General features: G+C 36.8%; 22 protein-coding genes and 2 pseudogenes. 16 read left to right on the top strand and 8 right to left on the bottom strand.

Going from position 1 to position 25,549, the window contains the following annotated elements; genetic code table 11:
• Nucleotides 1–182 precede the first annotated feature (182 nt).
• From mnmG to rpsD, 6 genes are all read left to right on the top strand, one after another.
• Nucleotides 183–2,084, top strand: a complete 1,902-nt coding sequence (gene mnmG / locus GZ996_RS01870; protein ID WP_162011210.1) for a tRNA uridine-5-carboxymethylaminomethyl(34) synthesis enzyme MnmG — start codon at nucleotides 183–185, stop codon at nucleotides 2,082–2,084.
• A 63-nt stretch (nucleotides 2,085–2,147) separates the two neighbouring features.
• A complete protein-coding gene (locus tag GZ996_RS01865; RefSeq protein ID WP_162011209.1) occupies nucleotides 2,148–4,106 on the top strand; it encodes a DHH family phosphoesterase in 1,959 nt (652 codons plus the stop codon).
• A 1-nt stretch (nucleotide 4,107) separates the two neighbouring features.
• Entirely contained in the window at nucleotides 4,108–4,560 is a 453-nt protein-coding gene (rplI, locus tag GZ996_RS01860; RefSeq protein WP_162011208.1) for a 50S ribosomal protein L9, read from the top strand.
• 45 nt (nucleotides 4,561–4,605) lie between these two features.
• Nucleotides 4,606–5,964 carry a replicative DNA helicase gene (gene dnaB, locus GZ996_RS01855; RefSeq protein WP_162011207.1) on the top strand — a complete coding sequence of 453 codons (1,359 nt, stop codon included), beginning with the start codon at nucleotides 4,606–4,608 and terminating at the stop codon, nucleotides 5,962–5,964.
• A gap of 38 nt (nucleotides 5,965–6,002) precedes the next feature.
• A complete protein-coding gene (locus GZ996_RS01850; protein WP_156805788.1) occupies nucleotides 6,003–6,305 on the top strand; it encodes a Veg family protein in 303 nt (100 codons plus the stop codon).
• Nucleotides 6,306–6,503: 198 nt separating this feature from the next.
• On the top strand, nucleotides 6,504–7,115 hold the full coding sequence (rpsD, locus tag GZ996_RS01845) for a 30S ribosomal protein S4 (protein WP_162011206.1): 612 nt from the start codon (nucleotides 6,504–6,506) through the stop codon (nucleotides 7,113–7,115).
• Nucleotides 7,116–7,318: 203 nt separating this feature from the next.
• Here rpsD and GZ996_RS01840 read toward each other — a convergent pair whose 3' ends face one another.
• Complete coding sequence (locus GZ996_RS01840) at nucleotides 7,319–8,638, bottom strand: ATP-binding protein (protein WP_162011205.1); 1,320 nt, start codon at nucleotides 8,636–8,638, stop codon at nucleotides 7,319–7,321.
• Nucleotides 8,635–9,342, bottom strand: coding sequence for a LytR/AlgR family response regulator transcription factor (locus GZ996_RS01835; protein ID WP_162011204.1), 708 nt, complete (start codon nucleotides 9,340–9,342; stop codon nucleotides 8,635–8,637). Before GZ996_RS01835 ends, GZ996_RS01840 begins: the two co-directional genes overlap by 4 nt.
• A 198-nt stretch (nucleotides 9,343–9,540) precedes the next feature.
• Between GZ996_RS01835 and GZ996_RS01830 the strand changes: the two genes are divergently transcribed.
• The 5 genes and pseudogenes from GZ996_RS01830 (at nucleotide 9,541) to GZ996_RS01810 (ending at nucleotide 16,596) form a co-directional block, all read left to right on the top strand.
• Complete coding sequence (locus tag GZ996_RS01830) at nucleotides 9,541–10,020, top strand: GtrA family protein (RefSeq protein ID WP_156805791.1); 480 nt, start codon at nucleotides 9,541–9,543, stop codon at nucleotides 10,018–10,020.
• Between the two features lie 102 nt (nucleotides 10,021–10,122).
• Nucleotides 10,123–12,300 (top strand): glycoside hydrolase family 3 C-terminal domain-containing protein, encoded by a 2,178-nt coding sequence (locus tag GZ996_RS01825; protein WP_162011203.1) that lies wholly within the window; start codon nucleotides 10,123–10,125, stop codon nucleotides 12,298–12,300.
• Nucleotides 12,252–12,944, top strand: a pseudogene (locus tag GZ996_RS01820) (glycoside hydrolase family 3 N-terminal domain-containing protein); the annotation flags it as partial. The gene GZ996_RS01825 and the pseudogene GZ996_RS01820, both read left to right, overlap by 49 nt.
• A 73-nt stretch (nucleotides 12,945–13,017) precedes the next feature.
• Nucleotides 13,018–15,426, top strand: coding sequence for a glycoside hydrolase family 3 C-terminal domain-containing protein (locus GZ996_RS01815; RefSeq protein WP_162011202.1), 2,409 nt, complete (start codon nucleotides 13,018–13,020; stop codon nucleotides 15,424–15,426).
• A 156-nt stretch (nucleotides 15,427–15,582) separates the two neighbouring features.
• The gene (locus tag GZ996_RS01810) at nucleotides 15,583–16,596 is read left to right on the top strand and encodes a glycosyltransferase family 2 protein (RefSeq protein ID WP_156805794.1); all 1,014 of its coding nucleotides are present in this window, start codon (nucleotides 15,583–15,585) and stop codon (nucleotides 16,594–16,596) included.
• 880 nt (nucleotides 16,597–17,476) lie between these two features.
• On the opposite strand, the gene GZ996_RS01805 is transcribed toward GZ996_RS01810, so the two are convergent.
• The 3 genes from GZ996_RS01805 to GZ996_RS01795 are packed head-to-tail and all read right to left on the bottom strand — an operon-like array spanning nucleotide 17,477 to nucleotide 19,581.
• On the bottom strand, nucleotides 17,477–18,607 hold the full coding sequence (locus GZ996_RS01805) for a DUF4097 family beta strand repeat-containing protein (protein ID WP_162011201.1): 1,131 nt from the start codon (nucleotides 18,605–18,607) through the stop codon (nucleotides 17,477–17,479).
• Nucleotides 18,597–19,268, bottom strand: coding sequence for a DUF1700 domain-containing protein (locus GZ996_RS01800; protein ID WP_161980366.1), 672 nt, complete (start codon nucleotides 19,266–19,268; stop codon nucleotides 18,597–18,599). The genes GZ996_RS01805 and GZ996_RS01800 overlap by 11 nt, the downstream gene beginning before the upstream one ends.
• The gene (locus tag GZ996_RS01795; RefSeq protein ID WP_121835285.1) at nucleotides 19,255–19,581 is read right to left on the bottom strand and encodes a PadR family transcriptional regulator; all 327 of its coding nucleotides are present in this window, start codon (nucleotides 19,579–19,581) and stop codon (nucleotides 19,255–19,257) included. The genes GZ996_RS01800 and GZ996_RS01795 overlap by 14 nt, the downstream gene beginning before the upstream one ends.
• Nucleotides 19,582–19,734: 153 nt before the next feature.
• Between GZ996_RS01795 and GZ996_RS01790 the strand changes: the two genes are divergently transcribed.
• The 5 genes and pseudogenes from GZ996_RS01790 to GZ996_RS01770 all read left to right on the top strand — a co-directional run bounded on the left by GZ996_RS01790 (nucleotide 19,735) and on the right by GZ996_RS01770 (nucleotide 22,879).
• A complete protein-coding gene (locus GZ996_RS01790) occupies nucleotides 19,735–20,337 on the top strand; it encodes an NUDIX hydrolase (RefSeq protein WP_443255846.1) in 603 nt (200 codons plus the stop codon).
• 188 nt (nucleotides 20,338–20,525) lie between these two features.
• Nucleotides 20,526–21,674, top strand: coding sequence for a LysM peptidoglycan-binding domain-containing protein (locus GZ996_RS01785; RefSeq protein ID WP_162011199.1), 1,149 nt, complete (start codon nucleotides 20,526–20,528; stop codon nucleotides 21,672–21,674).
• Between the two features lie 270 nt (nucleotides 21,675–21,944).
• Nucleotides 21,945–22,325, top strand: a pseudogene (locus tag GZ996_RS01780) (IS110 family transposase).
• A 22-nt stretch (nucleotides 22,326–22,347) separates the two neighbouring features.
• On the top strand, nucleotides 22,348–22,620 hold the full coding sequence (locus GZ996_RS01775) for a hypothetical protein (RefSeq protein ID WP_162011198.1): 273 nt from the start codon (nucleotides 22,348–22,350) through the stop codon (nucleotides 22,618–22,620).
• A 154-nt stretch (nucleotides 22,621–22,774) separates the two neighbouring features.
• Nucleotides 22,775–22,879 carry a putative holin-like toxin gene (locus tag GZ996_RS01770; RefSeq protein WP_000123551.1) on the top strand — a complete coding sequence of 35 codons (105 nt, stop codon included), beginning with the start codon at nucleotides 22,775–22,777 and terminating at the stop codon, nucleotides 22,877–22,879.
• Nucleotides 22,880–23,325: 446 nt separating this feature from the next.
• Here GZ996_RS01770 and GZ996_RS01765 read toward each other — a convergent pair whose 3' ends face one another.
• From GZ996_RS01765 to GZ996_RS01755, 3 genes are all read right to left on the bottom strand, one after another.
• The gene (locus GZ996_RS01765; RefSeq protein WP_162011197.1) at nucleotides 23,326–24,591 is read right to left on the bottom strand and encodes a tyrosine-type recombinase/integrase; all 1,266 of its coding nucleotides are present in this window, start codon (nucleotides 24,589–24,591) and stop codon (nucleotides 23,326–23,328) included.
• 89 nt (nucleotides 24,592–24,680) lie between these two features.
• Nucleotides 24,681–24,929 (bottom strand): MerR family transcriptional regulator, encoded by a 249-nt coding sequence (locus GZ996_RS01760; protein WP_002941172.1) that lies wholly within the window; start codon nucleotides 24,927–24,929, stop codon nucleotides 24,681–24,683.
• Nucleotides 24,922–25,527 (bottom strand): replication protein, encoded by a 606-nt coding sequence (locus GZ996_RS01755; RefSeq protein ID WP_162011196.1) that lies wholly within the window; start codon nucleotides 25,525–25,527, stop codon nucleotides 24,922–24,924. Before GZ996_RS01755 ends, GZ996_RS01760 begins: the two co-directional genes overlap by 8 nt.
• Nucleotides 25,528–25,549: the final 22 nt, after the last annotated feature.

Raw genomic sequence — 25,549 nt, 5'->3', positions numbered from 1 at the left:
GTTCTCAGTGGTGTAATTAGCCAAACAACGTTTTCTAACACTGTAAAAAGTCAGTGAAGGACTGTGTGAATTGATAAGTTTTACTCGACTAATTCTCGTAGCTTCTTTTCATCGTTATATAAGAGAAGAATTGACAAGAACTGTCAATATTATTATCAGTGAAGAAAGGAATAAATTATAAAATGGAACATCGTTTTATTGAAAATTATGATATTATCGTCATTGGGGCAGGTCATGCTGGAGTGGAGGCTAGCCTTGCAGCAGCTCGAATGGGATGCAAGACTTTACTAGCAACTATCAACCTGGATATGTTAGCTTTTATGCCTTGTAATCCTTCAATTGGAGGGTCAGCTAAGGGGATAGTTGTCCGAGAGATTGATGCTCTTGGTGGAGAAATGGGGAAAAATATTGATAAAACCTATATCCAGATGAAAATGCTCAATACTGGTAAGGGCCCTGCTGTCCGTGCTCTCAGGGCTCAGGCTGATAAGGTACTCTATGCTCAAGAAATGAAGAACACTGTAGAACGTCAAGAGAATTTGACTCTTCGTCAGAGTATGATTGATGATATTTTAGTTGAAAATGGTAAGGTTGTCGGTGTGTTGACAGCTACTGGGCAAAAATATGGTGCAAAGGCAGTCGTTGTTACAACAGGGACAGCGCTTCGTGGTGAGATTATCTTGGGAGAGCTCAAGTATTCATCTGGACCTAATAATAGTTTAGCATCAGTTACCCTATCAGATAATTTGAAAAAACTAGGTTTGGAAATTGGTCGTTTCAAAACAGGAACTCCACCTCGTGTCAAGGCATCGTCAATCGACTACTCAGTCACAGAAATTCAACCTGGGGATGAGAAACCAAATCATTTTTCATTTATGTCAAAAGACGATGATTATTTACAGGATCAAATTCCTTGCTGGTTGACCTATACGAATAAGACTAGTCATGATATTATTAATAAAAATTTACACCGCGCACCGATGTTTTCTGGTATTGTTAAGGGAGTTGGCCCCCGTTACTGTCCGTCAATTGAAGATAAGATTGTGCGTTTTGCGGATAAAGAGCGCCATCAACTATTTCTAGAGCCTGAGGGACGAGACACAGAGGAAGTTTATGTTCAAGGGTTGTCAACAAGTTTACCAGAAGATGTTCAAAAAGAGCTCTTGCATTCTATCAAAGGCTTGGAAAAAGCAGAATTGATGCGTACTGGGTATGCGATTGAGTACGATATTGTTTTGCCACATCAGTTGCGTGCGACTCTTGAAACGAAATTGATTTCTGGACTCTTTACAGCAGGTCAAACCAATGGGACATCTGGTTATGAAGAAGCGGCAGGTCAAGGTCTTGTTGCTGGTATCAATGCAGCGCTCAAGGTACAAGGTAAGCCAGAATTAATTTTGAAGCGTAGTGATGCTTATATTGGAGTTATGATTGATGACCTTGTTACTAAGGGAACTTTGGAACCTTATCGTCTATTGACAAGTCGTGCAGAGTACCGTTTGATTTTACGCCATGACAATGCAGATATGCGATTGACGCCAATTGGTCGAGAAGTTGGTTTGGTGGATGACTATCGTTGGAACCATTTTGAAATTAAGAAAAAACAATTTGATAAGGAGTTGACAAGGTTGTCAAGTGTCAAAATAAAACCTGTCAAGAAAACAAATGAAAAAATAGCGGAACTGGGGTTCAAACCATTGACAGATGCCTTGACAGCTAAAGAATTCATGCGCCGTCCTGAAATCAATTATCAGGTGGTTACTGATTTTGTTGGTCCAGCTTCAGAAAATTTGGATAGTAAGATTATTGAACTCTTAGAGACTGAAATTAAATATGAAGGTTACATTAACAAGGCACTTGACCAAGTTGATAGGATGAAACGCATGGAAGAAAAACGTATCCCTGCTAATATTGATTGGGATGCTATTGATTCTATTGCAACGGAAGCGCGTCAAAAATTTAAGAAAATCAATCCAGAAACAATTGGTCAAGCTAGCCGTATTTCAGGTGTCAATCCAGCAGATATTTCTATTTTGATGGTTTACTTAGAAGGAAATAATAAAGCTCGTAGAAAAACTGAATAGGGTATAGGACATTCTTTATTTTAGAGTTGGTTTGTGTTATAATGGGGCATCAAGAGGTCTAAGATGAAAAAATTTCGTTTCGCCACCATTCATTTGGTCTTGGTCGGTTTAATTTGCTTTGGTATTTTGGTAGCCAGTTTACGTTTAGTTTCCAGTAATACAGGGAGACTTGTTGTTTTTTTAGCTGTAGCTATTTCAGTCTATGCTCTGCTTTTTTTCCAAAAAAAGGGATATGAGGAGTCTGACTTAGAACGCATCGAGCGTCTAAATGAGAAAACTGAGCTAAGTTTAAAACACTTATTAGACACTATGCCTGTCGGCGTTATTAAGTTTATTCCTGATTTGTGGTCAGTGGAATGGTTTAATCCTTATGCGGAGTTGATTTTAGCAGATCAAGAGGGAGACTTTAGCACTTCTTTAGTGATGGATATACTGGTCAGTCAAAAAGAGGCTCCAGCGGCTATTTGTGATATCAATGGTAAAAAGTATAGTTTAACAATTGACTATCCAGGTGGTATATTATATTTTTATGACAATTTATCTGAGGTTAGGGCTGGTGAGGCTGTGTCAGCTACAAGTCCTGTAATTGGGATTATATCTATTGACAACTACGATGACGCAACGGAAAGCTTGGCTGATGCAGAGGTGTCTCGCTTAAATAGTCTTATCGTAAAATTTGTAGCAGAATTTACTCAAAAATATAATATTTTTTACCGTCGTGTAGACATGGATCGTTTCTATTTTTTTACAGATTATAGAGTGCTTAGTCAGTTGATAGACTCTAAATTTACTGTTTTAGAAGAATTTAGACAAGAAGCAAAGGATTTTGATTTACCTCTGACGATGAGTATGGGCATATCCTACGGTGATGGGAATCATGATGAAATTGGTTCTATTGCTCAAAAAAATCTTAATATGGCTTTGGTGAGGGGTGGAGATCAAGTTGTTGTTAAAGAAAATGATGAGCATAAGGATTTTATTTATTTTGGTGGTGGAACCATTTCGACGGTCAAACGTTCTCGTACTAGAACACGAGCAATGATGACGGCTATTTCTGACAAAATCAAGTTGGTTGATCAAGTTTTTGTAATGGGACATCGTAATCTTGATATGGATGCCTTGGGGGCAGCTGTCGGTATGGAATTTTTTGCTTCAAATATTATTTCTAATACTTATGCTATTTATGATGATAAGCAAATGGCACCAGATATTGAGCGTGCAGTTGAGCGACTCCAAAATGATGGTAATAGCCAATTAATTACTGTTGACGAAGCGTTAAAAAAAGTTACTAATGAATCCTTATTGATTATGGTTGATCATTCAAAAACATCCTTGACTTTATCAAAAGAACTTTACAGTAAATTTACAGAAGTTGTTGTGGTTGATCATCATAGACGTGATGATGATTTTCCTAATAATGCGGTTCTAAACTTTATTGAAAGTGGAGCAAGCTCAGCAAGTGAACTTGTAACGGAATTAATTCAGTTTCAAAATGCTTCTGTCAAATTAAGTAAACTTCAAGCAAGTGTACTTATGGCAGGAATAATGCTTGATACTAAAAACTTTTCAACACGTGTGACGAGCCGGACATTTGATGTAGCCTCCTACTTGAGAACTTTGGGAAGTGACAGTGTTGAAATTCATAATATATCAGCAATTGATTTCGATGAGTATCGTGTTATCAATGAATTGATTTTACGTGGGGAAAAGATTTGGAAGTCGGTCATTATTGCTAGTGGTACTGAAGATAAAACCTATAATAATGTTGTGTCAAGTAAAGCAGCAGATGCTTTACTTGACATGTCAGGAATAGAGGCAGCGTTTGTTGTTACTAAAAATAGTCAAGGAAACATTGCTATCTCAGCAAGAAGTCGTAGTAAAATTAATGTGCAACGCATTATGGAAGAGATGGGTGGCGGTGGGCATTTCAATTTGGCTGCTTGTCAATTAGAAAATCAATCGGTATCAGAAGCTCTGCTATTACTTAAGGAAAAAATAAAAGAAGAATTAGAGGAAGAGTGAGATGAAAGTTATTTTTCTACAGGATGTTAAAGGTAAAGGAAAAAAAGGTGAAATCAAAGAAGTACCAACAGGATATGCTCAAAATTTCTTAATTAAGAAAAATTTTGCGAAAGAGGCAACCAATCAAGCAATTGGGGAACTTGTTGGCAAGCAAAAGTCCGAAGCTAAACATGCTGCTGAAATTTTGTCAGAAGCTAAAGCCTTGAAGGATGAACTAGATAAAGAAGAACATCGCGTGATTTTTACAGAAAAGGTAGGTCCGGATGGGCGCACTTTCGGTTCAATTACAGCTAAAAAAATAGCGGAAGGGTTACAAAAACAATTTGGATTGAAAGTTGATAAACGTCACATTGATTTGGATCATCCGATCCGTGCAATTGGATTGGTTGAGGTTCCAGTAAAGCTTCATAAAGAGATTCAAGGACAGATTAAATTACAGATTAAAGAATCTTAAGTTGATAATAAGTTTACAGTTTATAAATTGTAGAGGAGGCAGGTTTTGTCAGAAATCCAAGAATTGAGAGTTCAGCCGCAAGATTTACTGGCAGAGCAGTCGGTTTTGGGGGCAATTTTTATCACACCTGATAAGCTTATTTCAGTTCGTGAGTATATTGAACCTGAAGATTTTTATAAGTATGCTCATAAGGTCATTTTTAAAGCAATGATATCTTTAAATGATCGCAACGATGCTATTGACGCTACAACAGTCAGAGCTATTTTAGACAGTCAAGGTGATCTTCAAAATATTGGTGGGATTTCTTATTTAGTAGAGTTGGTTAATAGTGTGCCGACTTCTGCTAATGCAGAATATTATGCTCAAATTGTTGCTGAAAAAGCATTGTTAAGAAATATCATCAATAAGTTGACAGACACTGTCAATCAAGCATATGATGGTAGTAATCCTTCTGAAAATATTATTGCAGCAGCAGAGCGTGCGCTGATTGATATTAATGAGCGTAGTAATAGCAATGGATTTCGTAAAATCTCAGATGTTTTAAAAGTTAATTACGAGAATTTGGAAGTTCGTTCTCATCAAACATCCGATGTTACAGGATTGGCCACTGGTTTTCGTGATTTAGACAAATTGACAACAGGTTTACATCCCGATCAATTAATCATTTTAGCTGCTCGTCCAGCGGTCGGAAAGACAGCATTTGTATTGAATATTGCACAAAATGTTGGAACAAAACAACAAAGGCCTGTGGCAGTGTTCTCACTTGAGATGGGTGCAGAGAGTTTGGTAGATCGTATGTTAGCTGCAGAAGGAATGGTTGATTCACATTCTCTTCGAACAGGTCAATTAACTGATCAAGATTGGCAAAATGTGACGATGGCTCAGGGAGTTCTCGCAGAGGCACCTATTTATATTGATGATACACCTGGGATTAAGATTACAGAAATTAGGGCTCGTTCTCGTAAATTGGCCCAAGAAGCAGGTGATTTAGGACTTATAGTAATTGACTATTTACAACTAATCACAGGTACTCGTCCAGAAAATAGACAACAAGAAGTATCGGATATTTCACGTCAATTAAAAATCTTAGCTAAAGAATTAAAGGTTCCAGTGATTGCTCTTAGTCAGTTATCTCGTGGTGTTGAACAGCGTCAAGATAAGCGACCAGTTCTATCAGATATTCGGGAATCGGGTTCTATTGAGCAGGATGCTGATATTGTTGCTTTTCTGTATCGCGATGATTATTATCGCCGTGAGGGGGATGACCAAGAAGAAGCAATTGAGGATAATACTGTTGAAGTTATTCTTGAGAAAAACCGTGCTGGAGCCCGTGGAACTGTTAAATTGTTGTTCCAAAAGGAATATAATAAATTTTCAACAATTGCACATTTTAGTGAATCATAAGATGATGTAAGAGTTGATATAGAAGAAAGAGAGAATATATGAGTGATGCATTTGCTGATGTAGCAAAAATGAAAAAAATTAAAGAAGATATCAAAAACCATGAAGGACAGTTGGTTGAATTGACGTTGGAAAATGGTCGTAAGCGTGAGCGTAACCGTATTGGTCGTTTAACTGAGGTTTATCAATCATTGTTCATCGTTGAATTTACAGATGATAGCAATGTTCCTGGTGCTATTAATAACACTACGGTGGAGTCATATACCTATTCTGATATTTTAACAGAAAAGACCCTTATCCGTTATTTGGATGTTGCCGAACAAGCTGACTTGGGGAATAAGTGAGAAAAATGGGCTTTACATAGCCTTTTTTTCATGCTATAATATATTTTGTGTGAAATAGCAGCAGGGCAAAATAAAGCTCGTCAACAGATATCTTGAAAGATAAGTAACCTTGGCTGTTTAGGCGAAGGGTATCTGCACGAATTAGGTTTGTCTAAAACGTTATTTCCTAAAATTTTTAAATTATAGGAGGACATGCAAATGTCACGTTATACAGGTCCATCATGGAAACAGGCACGCCGTCTTGGTTTGTCACTTACAGGTACTGGTAAAGAGTTGGCACGTCGTAACTACGTTCCAGGTCAACACGGTCCAAACAACCGTTCTAAACTTTCTGAGTACGGTTTGCAATTGGCAGAAAAACAAAAACTTCGTTTCTCTTACGGTATGGGTGAGAAACAATTCCGTAACTTGTTTGTACAAGCTACTAAAGTTAAAGGTGGGACACTTGGTTTCAACTTTATGGTTCTTCTTGAGCGTCGTCTTGACAATGTTGTTTATCGTCTAGGTCTTGCAACTACTCGTCGTCAAGCTCGTCAATTCGTAAACCACGGTCACATTCTTGTTGACGGTAAGCGTGTTGATATCCCATCATACTGCGTTGAAGTTGGTCAAGTGATTTCAGTTCGTGAAAAATCAGCTAAGGTTCCAGCTATCCTTGAAGCAGTTGAAGCTACTCTTGGACGTCCAGCATTCGTATCATTTGATGCTGAAAAACTTGAAGGTTCATTAACTCGCCTTCCAGAGCGTGATGAAATCAATCCAGAAATTAACGAAGCACTTGTCGTTGAGTTCTACAACAAAATGCTTTAATTTTAAAATATATCTTACAGAAAGCCTACAACAGTGGGCTTTTTGTTTTTGAATTACGAAACTAAAAAGAGGCTGGGACAAAACTCTGAACAATAAAACAAAAAACGAACAAAGGTTATCTCTTATATATTTAAAGAGTATCTTTGTTCGTTTTTATGTATATTTTATTAGAAAAGTAGATTTATTGCTATAGATTTTCTAAACTAAAAATCTTTTTGTCCCAGACTCGGTAGAATAATTTTTAATTTAACCCAGTTATCTTTCTTGGTAAGAGTCATATGCCCTTGATATTTTTCGCAAATGTACCGAATACTTTTGAGTCCAATACCATGGTTTTGTTTATCTGATTTTGACGTCTGAGGGAGGGACTCAGTGGTAAAATGAAGTTCTGATAAGTCATAATTATCAAGTTTGATAATAGCAAATTGGGCATATTTACTGATTTTTAAGGTGATAAGACGCTGGTCCTTGTTAGGAATTTTTTCCACGGCTTCAATGGCATTATCAATGGCATTTCCAAAAAGAGAAGATAGGTCCATTACATCAAGATGGTTAAGCAATTCACCTTGGACTAGACAAGTAAAAGTAATGTCATGTTGTAAGCAATATCGACTTTTCTGTGAAATGATAGTATCTAACACAGGATTTCCTGTATCAACTTTTGATTCAAATTCGCGAATGCTAATTTCCATATCGTGGAGGTAAGATGCACGCTTCTCATCATTGGCCTCATCTTTTATGATACCAATTTGATGTTTTAGGTCATGTACCTTGCGACTTATGATGTCACTGTTTTCTCGGTAAGCCTGGTATTGATTGTATTGGAGTTGAAAAGCATTTTGCATAGCCAAAAGTTCTTGACGAAGGTATTCATCTCGTCTGAAGGCTTCTTGAGTTAATAGAATGAGTAGGCCAGAAAAATTCATCATACTTCGCAGAATAAAAATATTACTTGAATCATTAAATCCCAAAGATGCTTCTGTTAGTAGAAATCCAATATTACTAAACAGAAAAATTGACAGAGCTGTAAAGGCTGCAATCAAAACTTCTTTTTTGCCAATCATTTTCTCGGTATCATTACTATCTGCATTTCTTTCAACTAATGCAAGGCTGATAAAACATAAGGCATAGCTAATTCCCATGAAAATGATTTCACTAGTCAATGAGAATTTTCTAACCTTATAAGCTAAGAGACAATAAAGATGCCAACTGAGTGCAGCTGTCAGTTCAGCTGCAACAAAACTTTTAGCAGTTAAGTAGAAACTAATCTTGATGCTATTTTTTAAGAGATAGAGGCTGAGGTACATCCAAGTAATATTTAAAAACATTCCTAGTATCCATAAATACAATGGAAACTTGTCTGCTATGAATTGTAAAAAAACTTGACCAATTAAAATGATTGCCCCTTTGATAATAAAGGAGTGAAGGGAGCTTTGTTTTTTGAGAATGGGGAGACTAACAATTATAACTGCAAAGGTTTCTGCTAGTGCGGTATAGATGCGTGGAATATCTGGGAAAATCATAAAATCTCATCTCCAATAAAGTTGGTTAAAGCCTCCATAAAGGCTTTTTTGCGTGGTCTGCTGATTTGCAGTCTTTCTCCTTGGATGTAAGAGAGATTACCGTCTACTTTTTCAATATGGGATAGATTAACGATATAGCAGTTATTAGAACGGAAAAAAAGTTTCTTATCTAAAAGTTGTTCCATATTTTTCATGGAATTGAGAGTAGTGATGATTTCTTTATTGGTGTGGATGTAGATATAATGCCCTTCATTCTCAACATAAAGAATATCATTTTGTTTGATTTTGATAGTCTGTCCTTTACTTTTAACAAAAATAACCTTTTCTTCTTGATTAGGCAATTTACGAAGAATTTTTTTGAAATGTTCTTCAAAAACGAATTGAGTTAAAGGTTTTAAGAGGAAATCAATCGCTTCAACGGAGTAACCATGTATGGCTACTCCTGAGTGATTGGTCACAAAAACAATTAAAACATCTTTATCATATTCACGAATTTTTCTAGCTGTGGACATGCCATCTAGTACTGCCATCTCAACATCAAGATAAATGACATCGTATTTAGGGGTGTAATCACTGATAATGTGAATACCATCATTAAAAAAATCTACTTCAACTGAAATATTACGAGTACTGCAGCTTTTTTTGATATATGAAGCGAGAATTTCTTGTTCTTTTTTTTGATCTTCAACAATAGCAAATTTCATATCGGCCTCCGTTCAATTGTTTAGTATATCAAAATTTATGAGTAAATGACAAATTATGAAATAAAAAATACAACTTATGAAGAAAGGGTTTTTGTCTTATTCATGATGTGATATTCTTATTCTAAGAAAAGGCTTACATTTATTTGAAATTTAGGAGATTTTACAAGTGATATTGGAAAGTATTATAGGTGATGGATGATGAAAAAATGGATTAAACAGCATCCGGATGTTTGGGAGTTTATTAAATTCAATATTCTATCTAATATTGCTACAATTACTAATTTTATTGTTCTTTGGATAGGTAGTAACTTATTGTTTACTTCTTTCTCAAATAGAACCTTTCGTTGGTTGATTTTTAAATATTCAATTTCTAATGGTGGTTTGAATGGATTTTTATCATTTTTATTAGCTTATGTGATAGCTCAGATAGTTAATTATATTATTCAGCGAAAATTTGTATTTGGGGTACAAAATGATATTTCGAAGACACTTCATTGGTATATTTTAACTGTTATAGTAGCAGGCATTATATCAATTGTGTTGCCTCCTTATACAACAGCTATTTTTCAAACTTTGGGAATAAGTTTGAGTTTTGCTCAAATTTGTGCGAACATTATTAATGTTATCATTCAAGTATTGATTAATTATCCAATGATGAAGTTTGTTATTATGAAATAAGGTTTATGGAAGGAATTAAAATGAAAAAAGGATTTATATTGATAAAGAAAATTTTTGGAAGCTTTATTAAATTATTATCGTTTGTATTAGGAGTGGCTATCGTTGGAGCTTTATTTGGGTGCTAATCACTTTGCTTCTCGCTATTCAGCTCTCATTTCAAACTTTTTAGGCCATACTAGTAGTAAGATTGTCTCCAATGGGGGGAAAGAAGCTGATAAAAAATATTTTACTTCTGATTTTGCTAGCGATGATGATTGGAAAAAATCTGGTGATGCCTTGGTACGTGAGGTAGAGCAAGAGGGAATCGTTTTATTGAAAAATAATGCTAAAAGTTTACCTCTACCTGCTGATATCAAGATTACTCTTTTAGGTCAAAACTCGGTTGATTTCATCTATGGTGGAGGAGGTTCAGGGTCTGTAAATGCCAAAGGTTTACCGACTTTGAAAGATAGTTTAGAGTCCTCTGGTTTTAAAGTCAATGGAACTGCTTGGGATTTTTACACTAAGGGCCCTGGTAAAGATTATCGTAAAGAAGTTACTTCTGTGACTGGACAAGGAGAATTTGCGGTTAATGAAGTTCCACAGTCTGCCTATACCGATGAAGTTCTCAAGTCTTTTGATGATTATCAAGATGTAGGTATTGTTGTTATTGGACGTTCGGGTGGTGAGAGTGCAGATTTGCCTATCAAACCTCTTAAAACAGGGGTTCATTACTTGGAATTAGATAACAATGAAAAAGATCTTTTAAAATTAGCGAAGGAACGTTTTGACAAAGTTGTTGTAATTCTCAATACTGTCAATGCGATGGAACTTGATTTTCTAGATGCTGAAGGTGTTGATGCAGCGCTTTGGGTTGGAGCTGTTGGACAGTCAGGGATTCTAGCTATTGGAGATATTTTGTCTGGAGAGGTTAATCCATCTGGCCGTCTCGTTGATACCTATGCCTATGATGTCTTTTCTGCTCCTGCTATGGCTAACTTAGGAGACTATACATTTACTAATAGCAAGATTAAGAACGGTGACAAATTCATGGTTTATAGTGAAGGTATCTATGTTGGTTATCGTTATTATGAAACACGTTATGAAGATGTTGTCTTAGGGCGTGATCAATCTGGTCAGTATGACTATAAAGAAGCTGTTCAATATCCTTTTGGATACGGTCTGTCTTACACAGATTTTACCTATGGAGATGTTAAGTTAACTGAAAAGAATAATCAATTTGAACTTTCAGTTAAAGTAACCAATAGTGGAGATGTGGCAGGTAAGGAGGTTGTTCAGGTTTATTTACAATCACCTTACACAGATTATAACCAACAGAATAATATCGAAAAATCAGCAATAGAATTAGTTGGTTTTGAAAAAACTAAAAAATTAGCTGTTGGAGAATCAGAGACAGTTACTGTTCGAATTCCTAAAGAAAGCTTAAAAGTTTACGATAGTCAAGGATATAAAACCTATATTGTAGATGCAGGTAACTATCATTTTACAGTAGGGAAAAATGCTCACGATGCACTTAATAATATTCTAGCTAAGAAAGGTAAGTCAATAACTGATGGAATGACCCACAATGGTCAGGAGAATTTGGTTGCGACTTACCAACAAACGGAATTAGATGCTAAAACATACTCTGTTTCTCAGGAAACTGGTGAAACCATCACTAATGCTTTTAATGATGTTGATATTCGAGCATACGATGAAAAAGCAACATACCTTTCTCGTCGTGATTGGACTGGTTCGTGGCCAGCAACTTATCGTGAAGGTGCTTGGCAAATTGATGATGAGATGCTTAAGGAATTGGATTTGATTGTCGCAGAAGATGATAAATCCGTTCAAATGCCAGTTACAGGGACTGTAGATAAAGAAATTGGTAAGTTAGATATTTTAGACCTCAAAGGATTAGACTTTAATGATCCATTATGGAGTACCCTACTGGATCAGTTGACGGTTGAGGAAATGGATAAATTAGTACGCAATGGTGGTTATGCAACAATACCATTAGAATCGATTAATTTACCATCAACTATTATTAAAGATGGACCAGCGGGTATTTCTAGTACCTTGGTAGGAGGAAAATCAGGTACAGCCTACCCAGTACAAGTTGTTATGGGTTCAACGTGGAACACAGACTTAATGGAGCAAGTTGGGGTTTCTGTTGGTAATGATACCTTACTGTTGATGTTAATGGCTGGTATGCACCAGGTGCTAATTTACATAGGGTTGCTTTTGGAGGCCGTAACTTTGAGTATTTCTCAGAAGATAGCTTCTTATCTGGAGCAATGAGCGCTAGTGAGATTAAAGGAGTCCAATCTAAGGGAACGTTTGTAACTATCAAACATTATGCATTAAATGATACAGAAACTAACCGCATTGGTGGTAGTATGTTTGCTAATGAGCAAACGGTTCGTGATTTATATTTAAAACCTTTTGAAATTGCTATTCGTGAATCTGATGCAACTGGAGTTATGACAGCGATGAATCGTTTAGGTACAACCTGGGCTGGTGCGGATAAAGGATTGATGACGACTACATTAAAAAATGAGTGGGGCTTTAAGGGAATTGTTTCGACAGACCAAGCATCATTTGATAATTTTGACTATGCCGACTTACGAGAAGGTTTAGCAGCTGGTACTAACTTATGGCTTAATACTAATGCAAATCTTTGGAAGTTAGAAGAATCGGAATACACTCCTGCTGTAGTTAAACAACTCCGCGAATCTAGTCATGCTATTCTTTATACAATTGTTAATAGCAATGCAATGAATGGTCTTGGTGAAGGAGATTCTGTTAAAGAAGTCTTACCTCTATGGCGATATTGGTTAATGGCAGCAACTGCAATATTGGGACTTTTAGCTATTGTACTTATTTATTTCCCAATTCGTTCAGTATGTCGTCTCATTAGCAAATTATTTCGTAAAAAGAAATAATCTAACACGAATTTTTTAGAGGTTGGAGGGGTGCTTCCAACCTCTTTGTAAAATAGGTGTATAGGAGAAATTAATGAAACATCAAACAATTATTTCACAATTGACTTTAGAAGAAAAGGCTTCTTTGATGTCTGGAAAATCAGTTTGGGAAACGAAGGATTATCCAGAGAAAGGAATTCCATCAATCTTTTTATCCGACGGACCTCATGGTATCCGTAAGCAAGAAGGAGCAGGTGACCATCTGGGACTAAATGCCTCAGTTCCTGCCACTTGTTTTCCAACAGCTGCAACTTTAGCCAATAGCTGGGATGAAGCATTATTAGAAGAAGTTGGTACTGCTTTAGGAGCAGAAGCTAGTCAATTAGGGGTACATGTCGTTCTTGGTCCAGGACTTAATATCAAACGCAACCCAATGTGTGGACGAAACTTTGAATATTATAGTGAAGATCCTTATCAAGCAGGAAAAATGGCAGCTGCTATGATTCGAGGTATCCAATCAAATGGCGTGGCGGCCTGTCCAAAACACTTTGCTGCTAACAGTCAAGAATGGAAACGCATGTCATCAGATTCAATCGTTGATGAAAGAACCTTCCGTGAAATCTACACAACTGGTTTTGAAATTGCGGTTAAAGAAGGAAAAGCAAAATCCATCATGACGGCCTACAATAAAATCAATGGCTCCTATGCTAATGAAGACGGTCACCTCTTACGTGATATTCTTCGTGAAGAGTGGGGCTTTGATGGATTTGTTGTTTCAGACTGGGGAGGATCAAATGACCACGTTCTGGGTGTCCAAAATGGTAGTCACTTAGAGATGCCTAGTACTGGCACTGTTGGTCAAAAAGAAATTATTAATGCTGTGAATTTTGGTCAACTTGATGAGGTTATTTTAGATGAGCGCGTGGATGAGTTACTAACAGTTGTCTTAGAACTTTCTAAAACTAGCAAGAAGTCCGTTAATACAGAGAGACAACATCAATTGTCCCAAAAAGCAGCACGTAATAGTATTGTTCTATTGAAAAATGAGGATAGGATTTTACCTTTGGCTTCTAAAACAAAAGTGGCTCTCATTGGTGAATTTGCGTTTGAACCTCGCTATCAAGGAGCCGGGTCTTCTTTTATCAATCCCACACAACTTGATAAAACTGTTGATGTTATCAAAGACTATGATCTTGACGTAGTAGGAACTGCTAAAGGTTATGAGCGTACGGATGTGGATAATCAGGCTCTTTTAACAGAGGCCATTGATGTGGCTAAGACAGCAGATGTTGTTCTCCTTTATTTAGGGCTTGACGAAATCAGTGAGAGTGAAGGACTTGATCGCCGTCATATTTCTCTTCCTAAAAATCAATTACGGTTGCTTGATGAGATTTCTAAAGTTACAAATAAGGTTATTGCAGTATTATCTGCGGGCTCAGTTATTGATTTGAATTGGGATGACAGGGTAAAAGGTTTAGTACATGGCTATCTATCAGGACAGGCGGGGGCGCGTGCCATGCTAGATGTGCTGACAGGTAAGTATAATCCAAGTGGTAAACTCAGTGAGACTTATCCTCTAGCCATTATTGATGTTCCTTCATCAGCAGATTATCCTGCTGAAGGTGACTACTCGATCTATCGTGAAGGGCTTTATGTTGGTTACCGATATTTTGAAACAGCGAAATCCCTTGTTAAGTACCCTTATGGTTTTGGTCTAAGCTATACAGATTTTTCTTACAATGATTTGATTGTTGAGGAAAATGGCGTCCGTTTTACTCTAACAAATACTGGAAGTGTTGCAGGAAGTGAGGTTGCTCAGCTTTATGTAGGTATTGATACAAGTAAACTCTACCGCGCGAGCAAAGAACTTAAAGGATTTGCTAAAGTTTATCTAGAACCAGGTGAGAGCAAAGAAGTCTTCATTGCTTTTGATGATAAAACTTTCCGTTATTATAATACCTTGACTAGTAGTTTTGAAGTGGAAGCAGGGACTTATCGTATTATGATTGGTACAAATGTTTCTAAGATCACTTTACAAGGGCAACTCTATAAAGAAGGTACAACGGCTAATCTTCCTGAGCTTGACTTACCAAGCTATGCTGAAGTGGATATTTTAACCGTTTCTGATGCCGAATTTGCTCGTCTATTGGGACGTCCTGTGCCAAAGGAAAATTGGCAGAAAGGACAAGAACTTCGTCTTAATGATGCCCTATCTCAAATGGCTTATGCTAAGAGTTGGTTGGCACGAGCTGTAGCAAGTATTTTACGCATTCTTCTTAATAGAGCTGAAAAGAAAGGTAAACCTGATCTTAATCTCCTTTTTCTTTACAATATGCCTTTCCGAGCACTTGCAAAAATGACTGGTGGCACCATTAATATGGCTATGGTTGAAGGAATTTTAACGATTGTTAATGGCCACTTTTTCCGAGGTCTTGGTCAAACGGTTAAAGCATTTCGACAAAAACGTCAAACGGACAAGAGCCTAGTAGCAAAAAAAGTGTAATTATGGTACTATAAAAGGCGTATGTTTAACCTTTTAAGGCTTTTTGAAAATTAGAATGATATGCTAGTGGGCCTCTTTTGTGAAAGTGTGTTTTTGGGCTTGCTAGGTATCTCTTGATGTTCATTGAGTATGATAAGGGTTACAAAGGAGTATCGTATGACGTTGTTAACTATTGCTATTCCATCTTATAATGCGAGTGAATACTTACACTATTGTGTGAATTCCTTAGTTATTGGTGGCAATCAGGTTGAAATTTTGATTATTAACGATGGTTCGAGTGATGAGACAGCGTTAGTTGGAGCTCAGCTTGAGGCACAATTTACGAATGTTCGTTTGGTTAATCAAGAGAATAAAGGACACGGTGGTGCTGTTAATACAGGGATTCATGAGGCCAAAGGTCAATATTTTAAAGTTGTTGACAGTGACGACTGGGTTGATAGCAGGGCCTATCTCAAGATTTTAGAGACCCTTAATCGTTTGAATGAAGAACAGGCACCTGTAGACGCTTTTATTTCTAATTTTGTTTATGAAAAAGAGGGCCTTTCTCGTAAAAAAAGCATGCGCTATGATGGTATCTTACCAGAAGGGCGTGTTTTTGGATGGGATGAGGTTGGTGATTTTTCAAAAGGTCAATACATGATGATGCATTCTCTCATTTATCGAACAGAGCTCTTGCGTGAAGTACATTTTGAATTACCAGAACACACATTTTATGTTGATAATCTGTTTGTCTTTACACCCTTACAGGCTGTTCAGAATATGTATTATCTACCTGTAGATTTTTATCGTTACTTTATTGGTCGTGAAGATCAGTCGGTTAATGAGAAAGTCATGATTAAACGGATTGATCAACAACTGAAGGTTAACAAGCTGTTGGTTGATCAGTTTGATGAGGAGACGCTTGATCATCCAAAGCTAAGAACTTATTTGCTCAATCATTTAGAAATTACGACGGTGATTTCATCGGCTCTTCTTAATCGAGCAGGCAAACCTCAACATTTGGCTAAAAAGCAAGAACTTTGGGATTACATCAAAGAAACGAATCCAAAACTCTATCGTGAAATCCGTAATGGCCTTCTTGGACAGTTAGTAAAACCGTCTGTATTTCCAAGTCGTAAGGTGGCTAATGGGGTTTACCGTGTTGTCAGACGTATCTATGGTTTCAATTGATACATAAAAAGAAATGGTAAGCAGTCGCCATTTTGAAATCTTGACTTCCCTTGGCTATTCAAATGTTAAGCTTAGGCTAGATTAAATTGTTTTTATTGTAAAATTTAAGAGGTTGGACACAGCTTAATTTCTAATATGCTTGTTAAAAATTAAACAATATGTATTTAGTATTTTTTATTAGCACTTGTCCTAATGTAGTGTGGGGCGGAAGCGACCTCCTGTGGAGTTCCATTTTATAAGCTCAGTCTGAAACTGTCCACTGGACAATTTCACCTCTCTTGAGGCTGGACAAAAAGTCTTAAAAAATAAATGGCCTAGATAAAATCATTAAGAAACGTCTATTCTAAGCTATTTTATACTATTCAATTTTTATGGGAAAGGTTAAAAATCGAGTTTTATACGAAAATTAAAAAGAGTGCAAAAATTACCTTCCTATGATATAATCAAAGCGAAAGAATTTTTGTATTTAGGCTACTAGCTCGTCCCTAGTAGTCTTTTTCTCAGCTAAAAATTTCTGCTCTTTCACCACTTCAGAAAGTGCTAGTTGTGACGGTTTCACCGCCTGTAATGATTGCAGAAAATACCAGTAATAGGGCGTTAGGAAACAACCATTTATTGAAGGGAAGTGAATTGTAACTCTGCGACAATTTATCTAAAAAAGACTACTATAGTAAATTGAAAATAGATTAGGACAAAGCGTGGAATAACTAATAGTATTAACTCCTATCAAAATGATTCATCTATGTCCTATTATTAATTCAAATAACTATATTTAAAAACTAAAATAATATAAAACAGCTTAGAGTGACGCTTCTTAACAACATCATTCTAAGCTATTTTCTGTTTTTAAGACTTTTTGCTTAGTCCCTATTTTTGTTTGTTATCGAATGGAAATATAGCCACCTTTACTCTTAATAATCAAGTCTGCTTTAGCTTTGTCTATTTTTTTCTGATAGCTACTGTCAGTAGTATTAGTAACGGCATTAGCATTTTTTGATATTTCATTGTCAATACTAATCGTACCATTGCTTGCAAAGAGTTCCAAAGATGTTGATTTTAGGATTTCTGAGGTTAATTTGAAATCGGTTGATAGAAAAGTGCCAGAAAGATTGATTTTACCAATTAAGTTGACATTGCGGCCTATTAACTCACCTGCCCCTGTATAAGTAACATTTTCTAGCGTTCCACTATTGATACTAAGATGTCCATAGAGAGGATTATCGTATTGATCATACCAATAGTCAGTTTCAATTTCGTCTTGATCTTCTATTTCTGAATCATCAATCTGTGTTGCCTTGAAGGTAACATTTTTGAAGTGAGAGTTTTCCAAAGATAGACTGGCGTGAAAGTTGTCAAATGTACTATTTTCAACGGTGCTGTTATGAAAGGATAAATGATTAATATCAGTATCAAAAGTGACATTGCTGAGATGACTGTTATCAATTTGAGAACTGTAAGTACTTATTGTCCCATTGTTAATTGTCACATTGTCAAGATAGCTTATGCCACGTGCATTGATATTCTTAATTTTTAAATCGATTAACTGTGAATGATGAAAATTGAATTGACCGTTTAAGTTTTCAATGACTAAATTTTTTGGGACGGTGATAATTGTTTCAGTATAATCTTGATTTCCAGTACGTTCATTGAGAAGGTAACCACCAGTTTCCATAAAACCTGTTACAAATGTATTAGGTACCTCTTGGCTTAGAGAAAGGGTGTCTCCAGATTGACTTAGTAGAGGTCTAGGTCTAAATTTCTTATGTGTATAGTAGGTCACTGTTACGTTATCAACATCACCTGCTTTAATCGTCAGATTGTAAAAACTATTGATGTCTAAAGTTTTCACCTTATCAAACGTTTTGACTTCTTTGATTGCCTTGGTATTATCTTTGATGCCTTCGATACCGCCTGTAGCTGCTCCGAAGGCTAGGAGGGAAAGTCCGACAACGACACTTCCTAGGCCAAAGAAGAGTAAATATTTCCATTTGGTATTTGATTTAGTATTCATGAGATTTCCTCCATTTGCGCTTGTTCCAGAGGTTTTTAAGTGAGTTGCTCAGCCATTTTCCAAAAGCCATAAGACCTCTGCCGTAGAGTTTTGTTAAATAGAGGCTGAGTAGGAAAATGAGGACGCCGCCACCGATTGCTGCAAAGAATCCACCGAAGCCCATGGTCATGGCTGGCCAAGAACTATTAAAGATAGTTAGGCTTTCTCCGAGTGTCACAAAGGCGATGATAATGGCTGCTACAGAGAGAAGGAAACCTGTTAGTAAGAGGCAGGCGATCAAGATAATCATGGCAATCACAAATCCAGCTAGTCCAATGAGTAAGGCTATAGCTGCTAAGAGAAGACCTAGAAGAACACCAGCTACAAGAAATAATACAGGTGATGCCATCAGGATTAGACCAACCAAAAGAGCAATTTCTTTACCACTACGTGGGCGTTTGAAGAATTTATTGGATTGGAAGTCTTCTTTGCCGATAACATTTACTAGGATATCACTGGCTGCTTCTTGTGGTGTGCCTAATTCAGCCATAAGGTCGGCTTCGTTTTCTGGACCAGCTTCGTCAAAGTATTCGGTGAAGTAATCCATGGCTTCTTGAAAATCTTTTTTGGGGAGCTGCCGTAATTCTTTTTCTAGCTCCGCTAGGTACTCAGTCCTTGTCATGTCTTAATCTCCCTTCGATAATATCATTGACTGCTGTGGTGTAGCTCAGCCATTCTCCTTTTAGAAAAGACACTTGAGCTCGCCCTAAATCTGTAATGGCATAGTATTTGCGTTTACGTCCTTGGTGCTCCTGGGTATAGGTCGTGACAAAGTGTGCACTTTCTAGTTTTTTGAGGATAGGATAGAGCGTGGACTCTTTTATGTTTGCGATGAGTTTGACGGTTTGGCTAATCTCGTATCCATAGGAATCTTCCTTTTCGACGATGGCCAAAATGAGAAACTCAATCAGAATAGCTGAAGTTGGAAAATACATAAGGCCCCTCCTTCTGATATGTGATTTCTTTATATATAAAATATATACCTATAAAGAAAAAAAGTCAATGATTTATGTGTAAAAATTTTATATAATTTTGAACAAGTTATTTTTCTGACATTTGCGACTAAAACTTTTATAATAAAAGACATGATGGATAAGATAAAAGAAAAGTTAGAAGGCTATACGGCAAAGCCTCTTGGTGTGACTAAACACTATGCAGTGCTACTTCCTTTGATTTGGGAAAATGACGAGTGGCAGGTATTGTACCAAATTAGGAGTTACACTATTTCTCAGCCGGGTGAGGTAGCTTTTCCAGGTGGGCGCGTGGAGGCTGGTGAAGCCTTTTCTCAAGCTGCGGTTCGTGAAACGATTGAAGAACTTAATTTGTCTGCTGATGTCATTGAGCTTGTTGGAGAAATTGATTATTTTGTTTATCAAGACAGGGAGATTCATTGTTTTATAGGACATCTAATGATTGAAAATTGGCGTGCTATTACGCCTAATAATGAAGTGGAAAGGCTGTTTACCATTCCTTTGCGCCAGCTTTTGGAAACAGCCCCTACTTATTACAAATTGAAAGCAGATTTTCGTAAGGATTCTGATTTTCCTTTTGAGCGAATCAATCAGGGGGAAAATTATCGTTTTGGTCATCAAAATCGAAAGATTCCCTTTTATGAACACGTGGGAGAAAACCTTTGGGGAATGACAGCACAGTTTACCAATCGCTTTGTTGAAATTTTACAAGGTAAGTAATCGTTAGGGGTGGTTATGCTATGGTAGGTAGGTTGGAATGATTGCGCTGATTTTTACAAAAAAAGTCAGACTGTTACAATTTAGAGACAGCAAGATTAAATGTCAAAAATAGGAGACTATTTTGAACTTTTCATGCTCCTTTTATGATATGATGGGTGTAGTTATTAATTGAAAAAGGAAATATTCACATGAAATTAACTAAAAAAACGTTGGTTACTTCGACGACAGTAGCTACTCTTTTTGTAGTATCTGGTATGGAAGTTAGTGCTCAAGAAAACTCATCGCTTAATTGGACTCCGCGTACAATAGCTGAAATTCAAGCTGATGCCGCCAAAACGAGTAATAGTAAAACTTATACAATTAAATTTGGTGATACGCTCAGTACAATTGCAGCAGCAACGGACGTGGATATGTATATCTTAGCTCAAATCAATCAGATTTCTAATTTGGATTTGATTTTCCCAGATACTGTCTTGAAACTTAGCTATGATGCTAATAATCAATTAACAGCCGTTGAAGTGACACCACCAGTATCTACTGGGGCTGTATCAGAAGTGGTTGATGAAATCCCAGTGACAGTGATTAATGAGACAGAAGTAACACCTAACACATCTGAGGCAACTCTAGTTGTAGAGGAAGTAACAGAAGCGTTTATTACTGAAGAAGTTACTGTTAAACCAGAAGAAACCACTCAAGCCATTTCTGAAGCACCTGTTTCAGAGGAAACAGAAGGAGAAACGACTACTCCAATAGTAGAAGAAACTACAGAAGTAGCTGTAGTGGAGACAACAACCGAAGAGACAACAATTGCGGCTACGTCAGTTGTTGAGACTGTCACAGAAGCTGTTACAGCAGAAGAGACTTCAATTCCAACAACGTCACAAGCGCCAGCACCAGAAGTTTACACGGTTGTATCAGAAGCGGTTGAAACAACAACTGAAGCGACAACAGTTGCGGTAGCACCATCTTCATCAGCCGTATCCAAACCAGAAAATGCTGGTTTGAAACCACATGTTGCTGCTTATAAAGAAGAAGTTGCAGGTCTTTATGGCATTACGTCATTTAGCTTATACCGTCCAGGAGATTCAGGAGATCACGGTAAAGGGCTTGCTGTTGACTTTATGGTACCAGTTGGTTCTGACCTAGGTGATAAAGTTGCACAATATGCTGTTGATACGATGGGAGCTCGTAATATCTCATACATTATTTGGGAGCAAAAATTCTATTCACCATGGCCAAGTATCTATGGACCTGCTTATACATGGAACCCAATGCCTGACCGCGGTGGTATCACAGCTAACCATTACGACCATGTGCACGTATCGTTTAATGAGTAAAAATAAATAAAAAGAGTCTGGGACAAACCATCACGATGGTGGAGATCCCACACCCACAAAACAATGACAACCAATAGGCAAAGCCCTCGCTAAGTGCTATACTCTTAGTGAGGGCTTTGTGGTTGATAACTTAATGATAAAATCTATCGAGGGACAAACTAATCCACTCTATCTACGAGAACCCCAAAATATCGCCTAAGAAGCATGAGTATAAAAATACGACTACTATTAGAGAGACAAGTCCTCATCATTAGTTAGGAGGAAACGACTATGGATATCATCTATACATCTTGTGCAGGCATAGATATTCGCCAAGCTATGATAGCTGTCTGTATCTTACACGGCTAGCTCACTAGTACTCGTCCCAAACGTGAAGAGGCTCGCTTTGATACAACGACAGAAGGTTTACAACAATGTCATGATTTTCTCACATCTTTTCAAGGACAAGCTGTTGGCATGGAAAGTACAGGAGTCTATTGGAAACCCGTTTGGCATGCGCTCTGTCAAGACTTTGAGCTTATTTTAGCGAATCCAGCACATATGAAAGCCATCCCTGGTCAAAAAACAGATAAAAAAGATGCTTTTTGGATTGCTAAGTCTGCTCTTGACAGTAAAACTGAGGAAGTTAAGGCTGTACAGGGTCAACCTTGATGAAGCTAAAAAGGGGAAAGAAGTGACAGAAACAACATCTGAGGATGTCTACTATGTTACAAGTTCTCCTTATGCGCCTTATATGACTGATGAGTTTGTTAAAGTTATTAAAGATTACTCTAAAGGTTTGGCAACAGATAAAGATGTTTATTCTACTTTAACTTCTCAGACTACTCATAATGGTGTGACTGCTAAGAATCTTATCGAGTACAATAAAGCTCAAGCAGTGGGTGGTATTGGCACAAAAACTGGTCTTGGGTTGAGTGTTACAAACAAACGCAGAAAAACTAGATAAAAAGAAAACTCTTCTTACTAAATTGTAGGAAGAGTTTTTACACTGTGATATAATAATAAACGTAGAAAAGTGAAGACGGTGGCTCCTGAAACCGAAAGAGAGGTGATGCCTATGGGCAACTCATCAAAATCTGACGGAAAGGAGGGAGCATTGATTGACCGCTTTTGAAGTCGTGCAGACTATCTTAGGTTTTGGTAGCTTTACCATTACTTTGATTAGCTTGTGCTATAAAATCTTCAAAGATAAGGACAAAAAATAATCCGTCCCCACTTTTGAGCGAGTAGGACGGATTAAATCTGTTATACGAGCCACCGTCTTTTTAACGGTTCTACATTGGAGTTGGTTTGCAGACCAACTCCCTTTTTCTTTATTATAGCACTTATCAAGAAAAAGTTCCAAGAGAAAGTAAAAACTCCTAGAAAAATTCTAAGAGTTTTTATTCTTCGATTGATGACTTTCTTTTTTTAATTTCAAAAAAGGTTGCTATAAAGGTTGCCATAAAACTGATTTTAAATGATTTGTAGTGAAATTCAACATCTCAAAAATCGCATAAAATCAAGCTTTTTCAGCTTGCACTGAAATGTAATGAAACCTTATTTAACCTCCGTAAAGGTTAAATATTTTCTATTTTAGCTGTTAGAAACGTTTATATATCAACGTTTTTTTAATGTTCCTTAGTAAAAGGTAGAGTGAATGGTAGAGTAGTTATTGCGTTAGTTCAGCAATTTTATCAAGATAAATACCCACAGCTTCTAACTTTCGTTGTGGTGCTAATTCAGCGTAAGTATCCATTGTGGTTGAAATTGATTTATGTCCCATTCTGACTTGGAGTTCTTTCCAGTTTGTGCCAGCATTGAGCAACATTGAAGCATGAGTGTGTCGGAATAAATGGAAACCATAATCTGGTAATCCTAGACCTGCTAATCTATTCTTGAGAGTTGTTCGCTCGTTTCTATCACACATATAGTTTCCGTATATTGTTGGGAAAATCAATTTTGTTTCAGGTCTATTGTGTAATTTAAGATATTCGTTCATTTCATTGTGAAAATCTCGAAGTTCTTCCAGTATAGATAAAGGAACTGGAATAGAGCGATTGCCTGCATCGGTTTTTGGAGTTGCTTTACAGACGACTGTCCCTTTTGTTCCAGTCTTTTTGTTAGCGGTTTTCCAAAGTAATGTTTTGTTGACACTAATAGAGGATTCTTCGAAGTTCAAATCATCAATTGTTAATGCCAGTAACTCATTTATACGCAAGGCTGAAGCTAAGAGTGTGTTACAAATCAACTTAAACCGTCGATTGGCTCTACTGTTATCTAAACTTTCAAGATAATTAAGCCATCTAGCGAGACTATCATCATGTAAAACCATGATACGTTGCTTGCTAGACTTGGGCTTGGGTGGAATCTTGATAGTGTTGACAGGATTAGAGGTCAGACCATAGTTAGTAATGCCATAGTCAAAAATATCTTTCAACTTATGGATGACAGCACCGAAATCTTTTGCACATCCTTTATTTGCACGCTTCACACCAGATTCAACTGATTTTTTTGATTTTTTTGCTAGGTCATTTAACCATAGTTGAATATCGGCAGATTCTATTTTATCTGGTTTATACTCTCCAAACTTTGGGATAATATAATTATCTAGGTAACCCCTCACTCTATTTAATGTGTTATGCGAGCTAACCCAAGTTTGATAAGATTGAAACCAAGCTTCGGCTAAATCTTCCAGCGTATTAATAGATACATTCTCTTTTCGAGTAAATCCATTTCTTTCAAATTCTAAGCGAGCTTGAATAACTTCTCTATCAAGTTGCTTAAGTGTTTTTGCAGTAATAGTTGTTGTGACCTGTTTGCCAGTTTTAACATCTTTACCAAGAAATGCTCCTTTTAGCGTGTATGAAATGGATTTATCTTTTTTGATTTTTTTAATGACCTTTTTGCCATTATGGATAATTGTTTCAGTTTCCATGTTTGCCTTTCTTCAGGGATATTGAAGTAGGCTAAAATAGTTACCACTCTTTCTTTTAGATAGAACTATTTTAGCACAAATTTTCAATATTAGGATTGTAAGAAGTTAATAACATCATCTAGTAAATAGAAGACAGTTCGTGTTCCTTCAATTGGAGGTTCTAATCTTTTTAATCCTTTTTGTTCCCAAGTTTTTAGTGTATTCGGAGAGATATTCAACTGCTTCAGTAATTCTCGTTGTTGAATTATCTCTAGCGGTCTGTTCTGCTCTTTGATTTGAATGAGCTTGATAAGTGTTTGCAATAATTGTTCGATTTGTTCTAACTTTTCGTTATTCATCGTTGTCTTTCTCCTCTGTATTGGTAGCTTGGAACCGATTTGGATTATGCCGTCGAGAATCTAGATATTTGGCGAAGAAATAGGTGCGTTCAATAATGAGTCCTAACAAATTTGTATTGTTTGCTCGTGCATACCAAACTAACTCTTCAAATTCGGTAAAGTCGTTTTCTTCGATAATATCAACCACTTCATGAATAAAATCTGAGGTTTTCACTTCCATTAAGAATTTATCCAAATCAAAGCCACAACCAACTTCAATATCTTCGATATTATAGGGGGTCTTCTCTGGATTCTCAGCATGTGTAAAATAGTCAAATAAACCTGTTGGAGACATAACAACCTCGACATGTGCTGGACCGTTCAGCTTATCGCTGATGATATTTGATACTTGGGAATAACTTTTTAATGAATCAAAGAAGAATGCACCGTGTTTGTGTGATTTTTTGAACTCTCCTGTTTGTCTATTGACGTCTTTATCGTGCCAAGGACTAAGAATAAAGGGGATATGAAGTTCCTCTAAGATATTCAAGTAGTCTTCTGGAACACTCTCCTTGTAAAAGAGAAATGTCCATTTGGTTGAACGTTGTTCTTTTGCCATATATCTTTACCTCACTTGTTAT

It is taken from the genome of Streptococcus sp. S784/96/1 (assembly GCF_902729355.1).
Classification (GTDB): domain Bacteria; phylum Bacillota; class Bacilli; order Lactobacillales; family Streptococcaceae; genus Streptococcus; species Streptococcus caledonicus.
This window is presented reverse-complemented; position numbering and strand designations above follow the sequence as displayed.

Bases quoted from the DNA above. Each gene is read 5' to 3' on its own strand.
- mnmG (WP_162011210.1), top strand. From the start codon at position 183: ATGGAACATCGTTTTATTGAAAATTATGATATTATCGTCATTGGGGCA.
- GZ996_RS01865 (WP_162011209.1), top strand. From the start codon at position 2,148: ATGAAAAAATTTCGTTTCGCCACCATTCATTTGGTCTTGGTCGGTTTA.
- rplI (WP_162011208.1), top strand. From the start codon at position 4,108: ATGAAAGTTATTTTTCTACAGGATGTTAAAGGTAAAGGAAAAAAAGGT.
- GZ996_RS01850 (WP_156805788.1), top strand. From the start codon at position 6,003: ATGAGTGATGCATTTGCTGATGTAGCAAAAATGAAAAAAATTAAAGAA.
- rpsD (WP_162011206.1), top strand. From the start codon at position 6,504: ATGTCACGTTATACAGGTCCATCATGGAAACAGGCACGCCGTCTTGGT.
- GZ996_RS01840 (WP_162011205.1), bottom strand. From the start codon at position 8,638: ATGATTTTCCCAGATATTCCACGCATCTATACCGCACTAGCAGAAACC.
- GZ996_RS01835 (WP_162011204.1), bottom strand. From the start codon at position 9,342: ATGAAATTTGCTATTGTTGAAGATCAAAAAAAAGAACAAGAAATTCTC.
- GZ996_RS01830 (WP_156805791.1), top strand. From the start codon at position 9,541: ATGAAAAAATGGATTAAACAGCATCCGGATGTTTGGGAGTTTATTAAA.
- GZ996_RS01815 (WP_162011202.1), top strand. From the start codon at position 13,018: ATGAAACATCAAACAATTATTTCACAATTGACTTTAGAAGAAAAGGCT.
- GZ996_RS01810 (WP_156805794.1), top strand. From the start codon at position 15,583: ATGACGTTGTTAACTATTGCTATTCCATCTTATAATGCGAGTGAATAC.
- GZ996_RS01805 (WP_162011201.1), bottom strand. From the start codon at position 18,607: ATGAATACTAAATCAAATACCAAATGGAAATATTTACTCTTCTTTGGC.
- GZ996_RS01800 (WP_161980366.1), bottom strand. From the start codon at position 19,268: ATGACAAGGACTGAGTACCTAGCGGAGCTAGAAAAAGAATTACGGCAG.
- GZ996_RS01795 (WP_121835285.1), bottom strand. From the start codon at position 19,581: ATGTATTTTCCAACTTCAGCTATTCTGATTGAGTTTCTCATTTTGGCC.
- GZ996_RS01790 (WP_443255846.1), top strand. From the start codon at position 19,735: ATGGATAAGATAAAAGAAAAGTTAGAAGGCTATACGGCAAAGCCTCTT.
- GZ996_RS01785 (WP_162011199.1), top strand. From the start codon at position 20,526: ATGAAATTAACTAAAAAAACGTTGGTTACTTCGACGACAGTAGCTACT.
- GZ996_RS01765 (WP_162011197.1), bottom strand. From the start codon at position 24,591: ATGGAAACTGAAACAATTATCCATAATGGCAAAAAGGTCATTAAAAAA.
- GZ996_RS01760 (WP_002941172.1), bottom strand. From the start codon at position 24,929: ATGAATAACGAAAAGTTAGAACAAATCGAACAATTATTGCAAACACTT.
- GZ996_RS01755 (WP_162011196.1), bottom strand. From the start codon at position 25,527: ATGGCAAAAGAACAACGTTCAACCAAATGGACATTTCTCTTTTACAAG.